Raw genomic sequence first — 14,910 nt, forward strand, 5'->3', positions numbered from 1 at the left:
GCCGTCACTCATGGGCCGCTACCACGCGCTGGTCGATGGCGCCGAACACCGATTGGCCGTCCAGCCCGATGACCTCCATGCGCACCCGCTCGCCAAAGCGCAGGAAGCCGGTGCGGGCGCTGCCGTGCTCGATCATCTCGATGGCCCGGCGCTCGGCGATGCAGGCCGAACCGACCGATCGGTCTTTATTCGATACGGTGCCCGAACCTACCAGGGTGCCCGCCCCCAGCCGGCGGGTCAGCGCGGCATGGGCGACCAACTGGCCGAAGCTGAAATTCATCTCGCCGCCGTGGGGGTGGCCGAACCACTCGCCGTCGCGCTGCACGTGCAACGGCAGCTGCACCCGCCCCTCGGCCCAGGCGTCGCCCAGTTCATCAGGGGTGACCGCCACCGGGGCGAAGCTGGAGGATGGCTTGGCCTGCAGAAAACCAAAACCGGTGAGCATCTCCCGTGGTGCCAGCGCGCGCAGGCTGACGTCGTTGACCTGCAGCACCAGCTTGATGTGACCGGCCGCCGCCTCGGCCGGGCAACCCAGTGGCACGTCGTCCACCAGCACCACGAACTCGCCTTCGAAGTCGATGCCCTGGGCTTCGCTGGGCAGCTTGAGGTCGTCACGGCCACCGTGAAAATCATCCCCAGCACCTTGATACATCAACGGGATACGCTCGACACCTTCGATGGGGTCGAGGTTGAAAGCTTTCTGCATCAGCGTGCCGTGGTTGAGAAATGCCGAGGCGTCGCACCATTGGTAAGCCCGTGGTAACGGCGCCATCGCCTGGCTTGGGTCGAACGGCTGCGCACCGGGCGCACGGCCCTCTTCCAACAGCCAGGCCAGCGCCTGCAACTGCGGCGCGCAACTGGCCCAGGCATCCACCGCCTGTTGCAGGGTGACGGCGATGGCACTGGCGCACACATAGCGGCTCAGGTCGCGGGACACCACCACCAGCCGGCCGTCACGGCTGCCATCTTTCAGGGTTGCCAGCTTCATGGTGCTATTCCTTCTGCGAATTGCCCGTCCAGCAGAATGAACACCATGCGCGCCATGTGCTCGGTACGGTTGCTCCAGGCGTGGTTGGTGCCGCGCTGCACCACCACGTCACCGCGGGTCAGGTGCACGTCCTGGTCATCGAGCACCAGCCACACCTCGCCTTCGGTGACAATGCCGTAGTCGACGGTTTCGGTGCGGTGCATCAGCCGGTGGCGGCTGTCGCCGTTGCCGGTACCGGCGTGGGCCTGGCCGATCTCGGCGAAGGCCTGGGCGGCGGCTTCGGCGGTCACCGCGTTCTGCACGCTGTCGGGCGGGATATCCACCACGCGGATCAGGCTGCCCAGGGCGCTGGGGCTCAGTTGCAGGGGTTTAAGGGTGGCGTCGTCGCCGTTGTCGATCAGCGCAGGCGCAGCGCCGGTGTTCCAGATTTCATGGAACACCGTGCCGGGCACCGCCTGCAGCGCAAACACGCTGGGGGTGGGGCCGCTGATGGCCACGGTGGCCTTGCCGCTGGCGTCGTGGCCGGTGACTACGCGCTTGAAAGCAGGAAGCGTCTGCATCGGGGAATTCCTTGTTCAGTTGCCGTCGCCGATGGTGGTGCCACCGTCGACAATCAGGTTCTGGCCGGTGATGAAAGCGCCGCCGGGGGCGGCCAGCAGCAGCGCCACGGCGGCTATTTCCTCGGGCCTGCCTACGCGCCGCAGGGGTGTCAGCGCCAGGCGCTTGTCCATCACTGCCGGCTGGTCGGTGAGCGGTCGGGCGAATTCGGTCTGCACCACCCCGGGGCTGATGGCGTTGACCCGCACGTTGCTCGGCCCCCACTCCACCGCCAGGTTGCGCGCCAACTGCGCCAGCGCCGCCTTCGACAGGCCATAAAGGCCCAGGCCACGGTTGCCGCGCACGCCGGCGATGCTGGCCATCAGCACCACGCTGCCGCCGCCGCGGGCCACCAGCGCCGGGATCAGCGCCGAGGTGAGCCACACGGCGCTCTGCAGGTTCACCGTCAGGGTGGCCTGCCACTGGGCGTCGCTGGCACTGGCCAGCGGCCCCATGTGCGGGGCGATGCCGGCGTTGCACACCAGGATGTCCAACTGGCCGAAATGCTCCAGTACACCTTCGGCCAACGCTTGTACGTGAGCCTGTTGGCCCATGTCGGCAGCCAGGGGCCAAGCGTCGATGCCCTCCTCGGCCAGTTGCGCCGCCACCTGGCGGCAGTCCTCGGGGTTTTCACTGCTGATGGCCAGCCGCGCGCCCGCCTGCCCATAGGCACGGGCAATGGCCAGGCCGATGCCACGCGTGGCGCCGGTAATCAGGGCCACCTGGCCGCTGAGATCGAATAGTTTCACGCATGCTCTCCTTGCAAACGCGCGCCACTGAACCGCGGCACCGCCAGGCAGCCCAGCGCCACCACCCCTTGCAGCAGGCCCACCAGCAGCACCGCATGGGGCACCGCCGCCAGGTTGCCGCCACTGATGGCCAGCACCAGCAAGGGGCTGACGAACTCGCCGGCAAAAATGGCCGCAGTGAACAGCCCGGTAGCCCGCCCACGCTGGCTGAAGCCCACCTGGGCCATGATCCAGGTGATCACGGTGGGCAGCATCAGGCCGATGCCCAGGCCGTTGATGACCACCGCCACCACCACTTGCAGGTGACTGTTGGCGCTGCCCATCAACACGCCGCCGCAGCCGGCCAGCAGGAAGGCCAACAGCAACAGCCGCGCCGGGGCAATGCGACCGATCAGTCGGAAACTCAAGGCGCCGGCCACCACGCCCAGCTGGTTGCCGCCCATGGCCAGGCCGATCTGCTGCGGGGCGTCGATGCCCAGCAGGTTGAGGATGAAGCCGGCCTGCACCGGCACGATGAACAGGCTGGCGCCGGCTAGCAGCGCCAGCAGGTACAGCGGGCCGAGGGCGCGCCACGGCAGGCCGGCGGCATGGCGCTGGGCCTGCACCGGGGCCACGGGCTCCCATAGCAGCCGGGCCATTAGCGGCAGGAACACCAGCCCCACTGCGTACAGGGCAAACGGCGCGCGCCAGTTGTCCTGCCCCAGTTGCCCGCCCAGGCCCATGAACAGCGCCGCCGACAGCGAAGTGGCGACCATCTGCAGGGCAAACAGCCGCTCGCGCCGGGCGCCGCTGTAGTAGTCGCCCATCAGCGTGGTGCAGCCGGTCATGATTGCCGCCTCGGCCAGGCCGATGCCGGCGCGGCTGGCGACGATGGCCGGCAGCGACTGTAGCCACAGCGGCAGCGTGCCGCACAGCGTGTACAAGGCCATGGCCCACAGCAGCAGCGGCTTGCGCCCCACCCGGTCGGCGATGATGCCGGCGAACGGCGCCAACAGTGCCACCACCAGCGCCGGCAACGTCAGGGCAATAGGCACCAGCACCGCAACCCCCGGGGTGTCGACGAAATGCGCCTGCATGCGCGGCAGCACGGGCGCCAGCAGCACTGCGCCCAGCACGGGCAGGCAACTGCCCAGCAGCAGCAACAACGACTGTGGCAAACGCGGTTGGCGATCAGCGTTCATGCACCACCTCCAGGCTCAACGGGCGGGGTTTCTCGGCGTTTTCCGGCACTGGCCGGGCCACGGCCTGTGCCTGCGGCTGGCGCTTGTGCGGAAGAAGGAAGTAGGCCAGCGCCGGCAGCAGAATCAGCGCCCCCACCATGTTCCAGACGAACATGAACGCCAGCAGCACGCCCATGTCGGCCTGGAACTTGATGGGCGAGAACATCCAGGTGCCCACGCCTATGGCCAGGGTCACGCCGGTGAGCATCACCACTTTGCCGGTGAACTGCAGGGCCTGATAATAGGCCTGGGACAGGCTGGCGCCGGCGCGCATCTGCGCCAGCACGATGCTCATCACGTACAGCGCGTAGTCGACGCCAATGCCCACGCCCAGGGCGATCACCGGCAAGGTGGCGACCTTGACGCCGATACCCAGCCACACCATCAGCGCCTCGCACAGGATCGAGGTGAGCATCAGCGGCAGCACCGCGCACAGCACCGCGCGCCAGGAACGGAAGGTGATCAGGCACAACAGCACCACGGCGCCGTACACCCACCAGAGCATTTCATGACTGGCCTGCTTGACGACGATGTTGGTGGCCGCCTCGATACCGGCGCTGCCGGCCGCCAGCAGGAACTGCGCCTGGTCGCTGTCGTTGGCCTTGGCGAAGGCCTGCACGCTGGCCACCACGCGGCCCAGGGTGTCGGCCTTGTGATCGGTGAGGTAGGCGTAAACGGTCAGCAGGCTGCAGTCTTCGTTGTACAGCCCGCGCGGCGCACCGGCGGTGACCATGTTCAGCGTGGCCTGGTTGGGCAGCAGCTCGTACCAGCGCGGGTTGCCTTCCGACAGGCCCACCAGCACGCGGCGGTTGAGCAAGGCCAGCGAGTTGGTGGAGTCCACGCCTGGCAGGCCGCGCAGCTGCCAGTCGAGGTTGTCCACGCGCTGCAGGGTGTCGTAGCTGGAGCAGCCCCCCGGCGGCGTCTTGACCATCACCGCGAACACGTCGCTGCTGGCGCCGTAGTGCGCGGTCAGGTAGGCGTTGTCCTGGTTGTAGCGCGAGTCGGCGCGCAGCTCCGGCGCGCCGGCGTCCAGGTCGCCGACCTTCAGGTGCAGGCTGACCAGGTAGCCGCCCACTGCCAGCAACGCGGCCACCAGCACGCAGGCGCTGGCCCAGCGGCGCTGGGTGAACAGGTCGAGAAAACGCCAGGCCGGGTGGCGCACCGCCCCCGCGGCATCGGCGGCTTCACCACGCAGGCTGCGCGTGGCCGCCGTGCCGCTGACGCCCACATAGGAGAGCAGCACCGGCAGCAGAATCAGGTTGGTGAAGATCAGCACCGCCACGCCCAGGCTGGCGATCAGCGCCAGGTCCTGGATGACCTGGATCTTGATGATCATCAGCACCGCAAAGCCCACGGCGTCGCACAGCAGCGCCGTCAGCCCGGCCATGAACAGCCGGCGGAAGGTGAAGCGCGCCGCCACCAGGCGGTGCATGCCGCGGCCGATGTCCTGCATGATGCCGTTCATTTTCTGCGCGCCATGGCTCATGCCAATGGCGAACACCAGGAAGGGTACCAGCACTGAATACGGGTCCAGCTCGAAGCCCAGCAGCGGCAGCAGCCCCAGCTGCCACACCACCGCCACCAGCGAACAGCTCATCACCAGCGCGGTGCTGCGCAGGCAGCGGGTGTAGCCGTACAGCACCACGGCGGTAATGGCGATGGCGGCGGCGAAGAACAGCAGGATCTGGCGCAGGCCGTCGATCAGGTCGCCCACCACCTTGGCAAAACCGGTGATGCGGATCTCGATGCCCTGCCCCTGGTACTTGGCGCGCAGGGCCTCCAGGCGCTGGGCCAGGGCGCTGTAGTCCAGGGCCTTGCCGTCGGCGGTGGTGGCCAGCAGCGGCACGTAGAGGATGCTCGACTGCTGGTCGAACGCCACCAGCTGGCCGATCTCGTTGCTGCGTTCCACGTTGCGCTTCAGTGCCTCCAGGCTGGCGGCGCTGCCGTCGTAGTTGTCGGGGATCACCGGGCCGCCTTCCAGGCCTTCCTCGGTGACGCCCACCCAGCGCGTGGCCGGGGTCCACAGCGACTTCATGTAGGCGCGATCAACGCCGGGCAACAGGTATACCTCGTCGTTGAGCTGCTGCAGGGTGTGCAGGTATTCCTTGTCGTACACACTGCCACGGCGGTTGATCACCGCAATGCGCACGGCGTTGCCCAGCCCGGAAAGCTCCTGGCGGTGGGCCAGGTAGTTGGCGATGAAGGGCTGGTCGCTGGGGATCATCTTCTCGAAGCTGGCGTTCGGGGTCAGGCGCGTGGCCTGCCAGCCCAGCACGATGGTGGCCAGCAGGCACAACAGCAGCACGATGCGCCGGTGGTTGAACAACGCACGTTCCAGCAGTGAGCCGGAACGGCTGTCGAAATCGGCCAGGCGCCCGCTGTGCGGCGCCGCCTGGGAAGAGCTGGGGGCATGCATGGGCTTACTCCGCTAAAGACTGGGTGGGCGCCGAACTCAGGCGCAGCGGGCCGGCGAAGCCAACGCCCACCAGGCCGCCATCGCTGGCCTCGGCCACTGCCGCCAAGGGCGCGCCGGCCGCCAGTGGCAAGGGCGCAAGGCCGCTGCCGTCGAGCTGGCCCTGTAGCACTGCGCCGGCCTGGTTGACCAGCAGCAAGCGCCGGTCGCTGACCCAGGCGGCGTTGATGGACACCGGCAGCGGGTTGCTGATTTCGTTGAAGCTGTCGCCCTTGAGGCTGAACAGGTGGCCGCGCAGGCCGCCCAGCAGCACCTCGCCACCGGGCAGCAGCGCCAGGCTGAAGAAGCTGCCGTCATAGGGGCTGGGCAGCGCCGCGAAGTGCTGGCCGCCGTCGCCCGAATGCAGTACCAGGCCCTGCTCGCCGGCCAGCCACAGCTCGCCGCCGCGCTGCGCCACCGCGTACAGGTGCAGGCCTTGCGGGTTGGGCAGGCGCCCGGCCCAGCTGCTCCAGGTGGCACCGCCGTCATCAGTGGCCAAGGCCAGGCCGTAGGCGCCGACCACCAGGCCATGGCGCGCGTCGCTGAAGCTCAGGGCCAGCAGTGGCTTGTCGGCACCATCGGCCACCAGCCGTTGCGCGGCGGCCAGGCGCTGGGGATTGCCGTCCTGCTGCGCCGCAGCCAACTCCAGCGCCGCGGCCTTGCGGCCATCCAGCTGCAGTTGCCAATGCTCGCCGCCGTCACGGCTGTGCAGCACCACGCCGCCGTGGCCCACGGCCCAGCCCTGCTGGCCGTCGACAAACTGCACGGCGGTCAGGCTGGTGCTCACCGGCACCTGGGCCTGGCGCCAGCTGGCGCCGTTGTTGTCCGACAGCAGCACGGTGCCGCGTTCGCCCACCGCCACCAGCCGCGCACCGGCCCGACCGATACCCAGCAGCACCGCGTGCAGCGCCTGGGCCGACTGCACCGCCGGCTGGGCCAGCACGTCGGCGGCGTGGGCGCCCTGCCCGGCCAGCGCCAGGCACATTGCGCTGATCAACAAGGTGCGCTTCATCTCAGCGCACACCTTCGCCGGCCAGGGCATCGGGGGTGAACACCGAGTCCTTGTAGGCCTGCACCACGCGGTACTGCTCGTTCTTGCCGGCGAAGATGTCACCGGTGAACCAGGCCCCGGACAGCAGGTCGTAGAAGCCGTTGGTCAGGGTCACCACACCGGGCATGTCGGGCAGCACCACCGGGGTTGTCCACAGCGCCTTGGCCAGCTGGTTCTGCGCGTCGTAGCGCTCGCCGAGCACGGCGGCCCAGGTGTCCTCGTCCAGGTAGTAAGTGCTGCGCGGCATCACGTGGCGCTTGCCAGGCTTGAGCGTGGCTTCCACCACCCACACGCGGTGCAGTTCCCAACGAATGTCGGCAGGGTTGAGGTGGTGCTCGCCCAACAGGTCGGTGGGGTTGGCGGCGGTGAACACCTTGTTCGAGTTATAGGGGATGTACAGCTCCTTCTTGCCCACCAGTTTCCAGTCGAAACCGTCGATGCGGCCGTTGAACACGTACAGCTCGTCGAAGCTCATCACCCCGGCGGTGGCCGGTGTCGGCGTGTCGCAGCAGGCGTTGGGCAGGCGGCGCACCCGGCGTTGGCCTGGCAGGTAGGTCCAGACGCCGGCATTGTTGGCGTTGATGTTCTCGCGGCCGGTGATGGCCTCGCCGGCGCGCAGCGGTGGGCCGTCGTTGGTCATGCGGATGGTCCAGAACACCCCGTCCTTCTGGCCGCCATCGGGCAGGTACCAAGGCATCTGCAGGTCGGCTCTGGAGTCGTTGGTGAGTACATGCTTGCCGTCGGCGGTGGTCAGGTACTGAGTGAAATCGGCGTGCCAGGACGCCCCGCGCCAGCGCAGCAGGTGGTTCCAGATGGCCTCGGCGCCGTTCTTCGGAATCGGGAACGGAATACCGCCCTGGGCGTTCTGCGGCATGGGGCCGGCGGCGCCGTCCACCAGCGTGCCGTTGATGGCGTTCTTGTAGGTGGCGTCGTACACCGCTTGCGGCGCGGCGGCGGTGCGGTGCGTGGGGTACACGTCGAGGTGGTAGCTGCCGGGGTATTTCTTCAACATCGCCAGGGTGCCGGCCGAGAGCTTGTCGGCGTACTGGGCGGCGTTCTGCGCGGTGATGGTGAACAGTGGCTTTTCCGTGGCGAAGGGGTCGCCGCGCTTGCCACCGTCTTTGTAGGCCGGGTCGGCCTGGGTCAGGCCGCCGTTCCAGGCCGGGATGCTGTTGTCGGCGTTGCCGGCGCGGGTGGCGCCCAGGGGCGTGAGGGTGGTCTTCAGGGTGTCGGCTTCGCTGGCGGGAACGGCGGCCATCACGCCCTGGGCCAGCAGCAACGACGACGCCAGGGCAGTAAGCAGCAAGGTCATGGGTTTCATCGACTGATCCTCGGTTCAGAAAGTACGGCTGACGCTGAAGGCCACGAAATCCCGGTCCTTTAGCGACTGTTCGAAGGTGTAGTTGTTGTTTTCATCGAGAAAGGTGTTGGCCGGCCCGTAGTAGTGGGTGTAGGTCAGGCCCAGGTTCCAGGTGTTGAGGTAGTTGCCCTTGATACCGATGTTCATGTCACCGCCGCGGTTGCTGCCAAACTGCGTGCCCAGCGCCTCGGAGGCGCCATGGGTGTAGCTGATGCCCACGGGAATGCTCACGTCCATGCCTGGGAAGAACTGCCGGTACATGGGCTCGTACACGGTGCGCACACTCCAGGCGTCGCGGGTGGCGTTGGGGTCCACGGCGTCGGGGTTGCGGGTGACGCTGAGGGTGCGGTTCCACGCCAGCTCGCCGATAAAGCTCGACTCCAGCGCCACGAACGTCGGCCCGAAGCTGGCCAGCCACGACAGGTTGGCGTGCAGGGTGTGGCCGGTGGCGTACAGGGCGTCGTCGGCGTCGTTGGAAATGCTTTCACCGGCCAGCAGCGTGCGCTGGTTGGTGGAGGCCAGCGGCTGGTGCCAGCGGGTGGACAGCTCGCCCGCGATGTTGAACTGGTCGACGGTGGTGGAGAAGCTTGCGCCCAACGCCTCGATGCCTTCGGGGTATACCCAGTAGTACTCGCCGGCCTGGCCGGTGACCGGGTTGAGGTTGGCGAAGTCCGGGCGCACCAGCAGCTGCGGGCTCTTGTCATGGAAGCGGATGGCGTACACGCCATAGTCCACGGTTTCGGTGCGCCACTTGATCTGCACACCGCCCTGCCCGGAGTCCTGGGCGTTCTTGTTGCCGCCGCTGTAGAACGCCAGCGGCTGGCCGCCGGGTATCACTGCGTCGCCTGCGAACAGGCGCTCGTTGCCGCTGCCGATGCTGTCGAAGCTGGAGAAGTAGCTACCGGCCGCTGGCAAGCGGTTGGCCTCCCACTCGAACTGGTAGTAAGCGCCCACCGACACGTCCGGGGTCAGCTGGAACTGCCCGGACACCTGCCGCACCGGCCGAATCAGTTCCTTGAACTGGGTGTTGGGCACCGACAGGCCCTTGACCACGTCGATGGGGGCCATGCCGCCGGCGATGCCGTTCATGCCGTAGAACAGGCTTTCGCCCCACTGCATGGCGTACTGGCCGATACGCCCGGACACCGGCATGTCGCCCCAGTCGGCCTTGCCGTAGATGAAGGCGTCGAGAATCTCGCCCTCGCGGCCGTGCAGCTTACGGGTCTGGTCGGTGAAGTGGTCGTAGTCCACCGAGGTGCTGTTGTTGGTGCCCGGCGAGTTGTTGTCGTTGCTCTTGTTGTAGACATCGTCGTACCAGGCCGCGCCGCTCACCCGGGCGCCGACGTTCTTGTAGCTGATGTCGAACTCGGACAGCAGGTCCAGGCGGTCGGAGATCATGCCGCCGCTGAAGTTGCGGTCGCCGTCGTCACTGTTCACCGCGGCGGCGCCGGTGGTGAGCTTGTCGCTGCGGCCCTCGGTGCGCCAGGCGGCGCTGTACTTCAGGGTGTTGTCCCAGCGGGTGCTGATGTCGGGGTTGCCGCTGTCGAACTGAAAGGCCTGGGCGTTGCCCGCCAGCAGGCCGAACATCATCAGGCTCAAGGCGAACGGCGGGTGCGCGCGGTGCGGCACGGTTAAGTGCAGACGTACCATGGGAAAACCTCATCTGTTGTTCTTGTTATCAGGTTCGCCGCGCCCAGCGTGGGGCGCGGTCGTGTCACAAGGCGGCGGTCAGATCTCTTCGGCGGTCAACGCCAGCATCTTGCGCACCAGCCCCACGCGGTCAAAGCCGTGGTCGTGCTCGATTTCCTTGTCGCCGGCCAGGATCGAGCTTTCGCTGATGAACTTGCAGCGCTCATAACGGCGCTGCATGAATTGCTGCAGCAAGGCGTCGACACCTTGCCCGCCCTGTGCACCCAGCAGCTCGCCCAGCACCACGGCGTCCTCGATGGCCATGCCGGCGCCCTGCCCCAGGTGCGGCGTGGTGGCGTGGGCAGCGTCGCCGATCAGCAGCACGCGGCCGCGGTACCAAGGCTCGCTGACGAACACCACTTCCATGGGCTTGTAGACCACCTGGCTGCTGTCGGTGATTTGCTCGCGCAGCTCACCGATCAGGCCGGTAAAGGCGCCCAGGCGCTTGCGCATCTCGGTGGCCAGGGTGGCGCTGTCCATCCACGGGTTGCCCGGTTCGTAGCTGGTGAGGTACAGGTACATCAGGTCGTCGGCCAGCGGGCACAGGCCGGCGTTACCGTCCGGGCCCAGGTAGTTGGCCAGGTGGTCGATGGCCGGGTCGCGCTTGAAGTTGTGGCGCCATACCGACTGGCCGGTGTGGCGCGGCGTGTAGGTGTCGCCGAACAGCAGGGTGCGCACCTTGGAGAACAGGCCGTCGGCGCCCACCACCAGGTCATAGCGGCCCTGGCTTGCATCGGTGAACGTCACGTCGACCCCTTCGGCGTCCTGCACCAGCGCCTCGACGCTGGTGCCCAGGCGAATGCGCGTGCCCAGCTCCACTGCGGTGGTGCTCAGCACCTGGTGCAGCGCCAGGCGCGAAATACCGACGTTGGCCGGGTACTGCGGGCCGGCCAGGCGCTGCCCGGGAATGCGCGCCAAGGTGTGGCCGCAGGCGTTGTAAAGGGCCACGTCCTCGAACGGGAACGCCGCGCCCAGGTAGCCGTCGAGCACGCCCAGCCGAGCCATCTCGCGCACCACGTTGCACTGCTGGATGATGCCCACGCCGTACACCGTCCACTGCGCCTTCAGTTCCACCAGGTCGACGTCGATGCCCTTGCGGCGCAGGGCGATGGCCGCGCACAGGCCGCCGATGCCACCGCCCACTATCAGGACTTTGCTCACTGCTGTCATGGTTATGCTCCGTCTTGTTCTTGTTGGCGTGCTGTCAGCGTTCGTCGACGCAGGGGTTGCGCTGGGTGCCCAGCTTGGCGATGGTGCCTTCCATCAGGTCACCGGCTTGCAGGAAGCGGTTGTAGTGGGTGCCATTGCCCGAGGGCGAGCCGCTGCAGATCAGGTCGCCGGGCAGCAGTTGCACGCTCTGGGAAATGAATTCGATGATGCGCGCCACGTCGAAAATCATGTCGGCGGTGCTTTCGTCCTGCATTACCTGGCCGTTCAGGCGCAGGGTCAGTTGCAGCTCCTGGGGGTTGCCGACGTAGGCGGCAGGTACCAGGTACGGGCCCATGGGCAGGAAGGTCGGCGCGTTCTTGCTGCTCAGCCAGTCCATGCCCATTTGCGGGATGTCGGGGCGGAACACCTTGGTGCGCTCGGTGAGGTCGTTGACCACCACGTAGCCGGCCACGTGGTCCAGGGCATTTTCGCGGCTGACGCGGCGTGCCGGCTTGCCGATGACCACACCCAGTTCCAGCTCCCAGTCAGGCTTCTTGCTGCCAGCCGGAATGATGATCGGGTCGAACGGCCCGGTAACGCTGGAGGCCACCTTGTTGAACACGAACGGCTTGCCGTCGCGGGCGCGCTTGTTCATCAGTTCCACGGCGTAGGCGCGGCGCTGGGTGTTGTCCATGCCGTCGGTTTCGAACTGCGGGTCGTCGACGATCAGGTCCACCACGTGCTTGTGGTAGTTGGCACCCGAGCAGAAGATCTGCCGCGGCAGGTCCACCGGTGCGTGGTACTGCACCTGGTCAAGCGTGAGGAACTGCAGGCCCTGCGGGTCGGCGGCCAATTGCCGGGCCAGGCGGTCGAGTTGGGCGAAGTTGTGCTCCCAGTGTTCCAGCAGGCCCAGCACGCTGTGGGCGCCGCGCAGTTCGGCCAGGTGCGCCAGGGCAGCCACGGCAATCACTCGGTCGGCGACCACAAGGCCTGCGAAGCGCGGGCTGCCGGCAGCGGAAAAGGTGCCCAGGGCAAACGGTGTTTCGATCGATGGATGAGTCATTATTGTCTCCAAGGTCGTGCAATGAGCTTCGGGGCTGGCCAGGGATTTGACTAATCGCATGTTCGGATGCGATGTATCGCCGATCGCGATACCTGGCCGCCCACGTTTTCAAAATTGTTCAAGCATCAGCCAACCGTCTTCGATGCGGTGCGCCAGGGCCTCCAGATGCAAGCCCCGGCACGGCCCATGCAGGCATTCGCCGCTGTGCGGAGCGAACTGCGCGCCATGCGCATAGCAGATGATTCGCTGGCCATCGGCGGACAGGTAGCGGTCCTTGCGGTACTCCAGCGGCACGTCCAGGTGCGGGCAGCTGTTGCGGTACACCCGCACCACGCCTGCGTGGCGCAGGGCAAATACGGTGTCGCTGCCCGCCCCGTGCGGGTCGAAGCCGCGGGCCTGGCCTTCCAGCAACTGGCCGGCCGGGCACAGGGCAATGGCCATGGCTCAGCCCTGCTTGGCTGGCGGGCCGCCCGGCGCCCATTTCTCGCGGCCGGCAAACAGGAACAGCTGCGAGTTGTCGGCGGACATTGGCGCCTGGCGCGCGGCCCATTCGTCGTCGTGCTTGTCCATGTCGGCGTCGTACTCGATGTGGCAGCCCAGCGGGCTGTTGAAGTACCAGAACCAGTTGGAGCCCAGCAGGTGGCGGCCCGGGCCCCAGAAGCTGGTCCAGCCCTTGGCGGCGAAGCGGGTGCCGGCCAGCAGCACTTCGGTGCCGCTGCCCAGGTGGAAGGTGAAGTGCTCGCAGCCCTTCATGTGCGGCGGGGTCTGGATCATGAACAAACTGTGGTGGTCGTCGGAACCTGCCGGGCGCATGAACGGCCCCACGCCGACGAAACGGTCAGTGGTGCGGAAGCCCAGCCGGTGGTAGAACGCCTCGGCCTTGGCGGAATCGGGCACGAAATACACCACGTGGGACAGGCTGCGCGGCGCGGCGGGCATGTCGGGGCTGATGCCGATCTGGTTCAGCGGCCGCTGCGGCGCGCTGCCAGGGGCGTTGGTGAGGTCGGCGCTGGCGTTGTAGGGGCGCCGCACGCTGAGCTGGAAGGCGATGGCAAAGCCCATGTCGTCGACGCTGTGCAGGGTGCCATCGGCGTCCTTGTGCACCGCGCGGTCGCGGCCCAGTTCGTCTTCGATGGCATCCAGGTCGGCGGCGCTGGCCACCCCGTACACGGTTTCGCGCAGCGACGGCGCCGGGCCGATGGCCGCCGGCAGCGTCGGGTCGTCAAAGCGGCGGATCACCACCGCCGTGCCGTCCAACGCTTCAAAGCGCCCGCCCTGCTCGCTGACGCCTACCGGCACCAGGCCGTAGTCGGTGAGGCAAGCGGTGCAGGCGGGCACGTCGTCGACGCCAAAAACCACGGCATCAAGGCCAAGGATATTCATGCAGACCACTCCATTGAAATTATGATTGGGCCGCGCTCGGCGGCCGGTGGCATGCCCGGCAGCCCGGGATGCGGCACAGAGTGGCGCCGGCCTTGGCAGCTTACTAATCGTGTGTGGGGATGGCATGTATCGGCGTTCGCGATACCTGTGGCCAGGCTTGACGCGCTGATGGTTTGCCGCGAAGGTATCGAGAAAACAACTACAAGAAACCGTGAGCACAAGCCATGCGCTTCAACCACCTGGACTTGAACCTGTTGGTCGCCCTCGACATCCTGCTCGAGGAGCAAAACATCACCCGCGCCGCCGAGCGCCTGCACATGACCCAGTCCGCCACCAGCGGCGTGCTGGGGCGCCTGCGCAGCTATTTCGAAGACGAACTTTTGGTGCAGGTGGGGCGCAAGATGCAACCCACGCCCTATGCCCTGGAACTGATGGAGCCAGTACGTGACGTGCTGCTGAAAATTCGCTCGTCCATCACCAGCAAGCCGGCCTTCGACCCGTCCACCAGCAAACGCCACTTCCGCCTGGTGACCTCCGACTACCTGATCAGCGTGCTGCTGGCCCAGGTGATCGAGAAAATCAGCCAGGAAGCGCCGTTCATCACCTTCGAAATGCTCGGCCCGGGTGACAACTCCAGCGAACTGCTGGTGCGCGGCGAGGTGGACCTGATGATCGTGCCCGAGCGCTACGTGCTCGAAGACCACCCTTCCCAGCTGCTGTTCGAGGAAGAACACGTGTGCGCCGTGTGGAACGGCAACACCCAGGTCGGCGACAGCCTGACCCTGGAGCAGTACATCAACCTGGGCCATGTGTCGGTGGGCTTCGGCCGCACCCGGCACATGAGCATCGAGGAGTGGTTCATGAACCAGTACGGCGTCAGCCGCCGCCTGGAAGTCATCACCAACGACTTCAACACCCTGCCCCAGCTGATCATCGGCACCCAGCGCGTGGCCACCATGCACGGCCGCCTGGCGCGGTTGTACGCCAAACACCTGCCGCTGCGCATCTTGCCCACGCCGGTGAAAATCCCGCTGATGCGCGAGTTCATGCTGTGGCACCGCACCATGGACGGCGACCCGATGCACCGCTGGTTGCGGGAGCAGATTGGCGGGATTATCCAGGGGTTGGAGCAGCCGCTGGCGGCGTGACGCACGCCCCGTAGCAGCGGCCGCCAGGCCGCGTCCGAAAACCCCACGGCAACCCAGGTAT

The 14,910-nt window shown here is 67.1% G+C and carries 13 protein-coding genes; 1 reads left to right on the plus strand and 12 read right to left on the minus strand.

What is annotated here, in order from left to right:
• Positions 1-4: 4 nt before the first annotated feature.
• The 12 genes from AC0SZ7_RS28290 to AC0SZ7_RS28345 form a co-directional block, all read right to left on the minus strand.
• Positions 5-988, minus strand: a complete 984-nt coding sequence (locus AC0SZ7_RS28290; protein WP_475507473.1) for a fumarylacetoacetate hydrolase family protein — start codon at positions 986-988, stop codon at positions 5-7.
• On the minus strand, positions 985-1,548 hold the full coding sequence (locus tag AC0SZ7_RS28295; protein WP_475507474.1) for a cupin domain-containing protein: 564 nt from the start codon (positions 1,546-1,548) through the stop codon (positions 985-987). Before AC0SZ7_RS28295 ends, AC0SZ7_RS28290 begins: the two co-directional genes overlap by 4 nt.
• A gap of 15 nt (positions 1,549-1,563) precedes the next feature.
• A complete protein-coding gene (locus AC0SZ7_RS28300; protein ID WP_475507475.1) occupies positions 1,564-2,334 on the minus strand; it encodes an SDR family NAD(P)-dependent oxidoreductase in 771 nt (256 codons plus the stop codon).
• Entirely contained in the window at positions 2,331-3,515 is a 1,185-nt protein-coding gene (locus AC0SZ7_RS28305) for an MFS transporter (protein ID WP_475507476.1), read from the minus strand. Before AC0SZ7_RS28305 ends, AC0SZ7_RS28300 begins: the two co-directional genes overlap by 4 nt.
• The gene (locus AC0SZ7_RS28310; RefSeq protein ID WP_475507477.1) at positions 3,505-5,970 is read right to left on the minus strand and encodes an efflux RND transporter permease subunit; all 2,466 of its coding nucleotides are present in this window, start codon (positions 5,968-5,970) and stop codon (positions 3,505-3,507) included. Before AC0SZ7_RS28310 ends, AC0SZ7_RS28305 begins: the two co-directional genes overlap by 11 nt.
• 4 nt (positions 5,971-5,974) lie before the next feature.
• Positions 5,975-7,018 carry a WD40/YVTN/BNR-like repeat-containing protein gene (locus AC0SZ7_RS28315; protein WP_475507478.1) on the minus strand — a complete coding sequence of 348 codons (1,044 nt, stop codon included), beginning with the start codon at positions 7,016-7,018 and terminating at the stop codon, positions 5,975-5,977.
• A gap of 1 nt (position 7,019) precedes the next feature.
• Complete coding sequence (locus AC0SZ7_RS28320) at positions 7,020-8,369, minus strand: DUF1329 domain-containing protein (protein ID WP_475507516.1); 1,350 nt, start codon at positions 8,367-8,369, stop codon at positions 7,020-7,022.
• A gap of 24 nt (positions 8,370-8,393) precedes the next feature.
• The gene (locus tag AC0SZ7_RS28325; protein WP_475507479.1) at positions 8,394-10,067 is read right to left on the minus strand and encodes a DUF1302 domain-containing protein; all 1,674 of its coding nucleotides are present in this window, start codon (positions 10,065-10,067) and stop codon (positions 8,394-8,396) included.
• 78 nt (positions 10,068-10,145) lie between these two features.
• Positions 10,146-11,276, minus strand: a complete 1,131-nt coding sequence (locus tag AC0SZ7_RS28330; RefSeq protein WP_475507480.1) for an FAD-dependent oxidoreductase — start codon at positions 11,274-11,276, stop codon at positions 10,146-10,148.
• A 34-nt stretch (positions 11,277-11,310) separates the two neighbouring features.
• Positions 11,311-12,318: a fumarylacetoacetate hydrolase family protein gene (locus AC0SZ7_RS28335; RefSeq protein ID WP_475507481.1), complete on the minus strand. Its 1,008-nt coding sequence runs from the start codon at positions 12,316-12,318 to the stop codon at positions 11,311-11,313.
• 108 nt (positions 12,319-12,426) lie between these two features.
• Positions 12,427-12,759: a Rieske (2Fe-2S) protein gene (locus tag AC0SZ7_RS28340; protein WP_475507482.1), complete on the minus strand. Its 333-nt coding sequence runs from the start codon at positions 12,757-12,759 to the stop codon at positions 12,427-12,429.
• Between the two features lie 3 nt (positions 12,760-12,762).
• Entirely contained in the window at positions 12,763-13,701 is a 939-nt protein-coding gene (locus AC0SZ7_RS28345) for a VOC family protein (RefSeq protein ID WP_475507483.1), read from the minus strand.
• 224 nt (positions 13,702-13,925) lie between these two features.
• Here AC0SZ7_RS28345 and AC0SZ7_RS28350 point away from each other — a divergent pair, with 224 nt between their 5' ends.
• Complete coding sequence (locus tag AC0SZ7_RS28350) at positions 13,926-14,849, plus strand: LysR substrate-binding domain-containing protein (protein WP_473002340.1); 924 nt, start codon at positions 13,926-13,928, stop codon at positions 14,847-14,849.
• Positions 14,850-14,910: the final 61 nt, after the last annotated feature.

The sequence above is a fragment of the Pseudomonas sp. JC1203 genome (assembly GCF_056175065.1).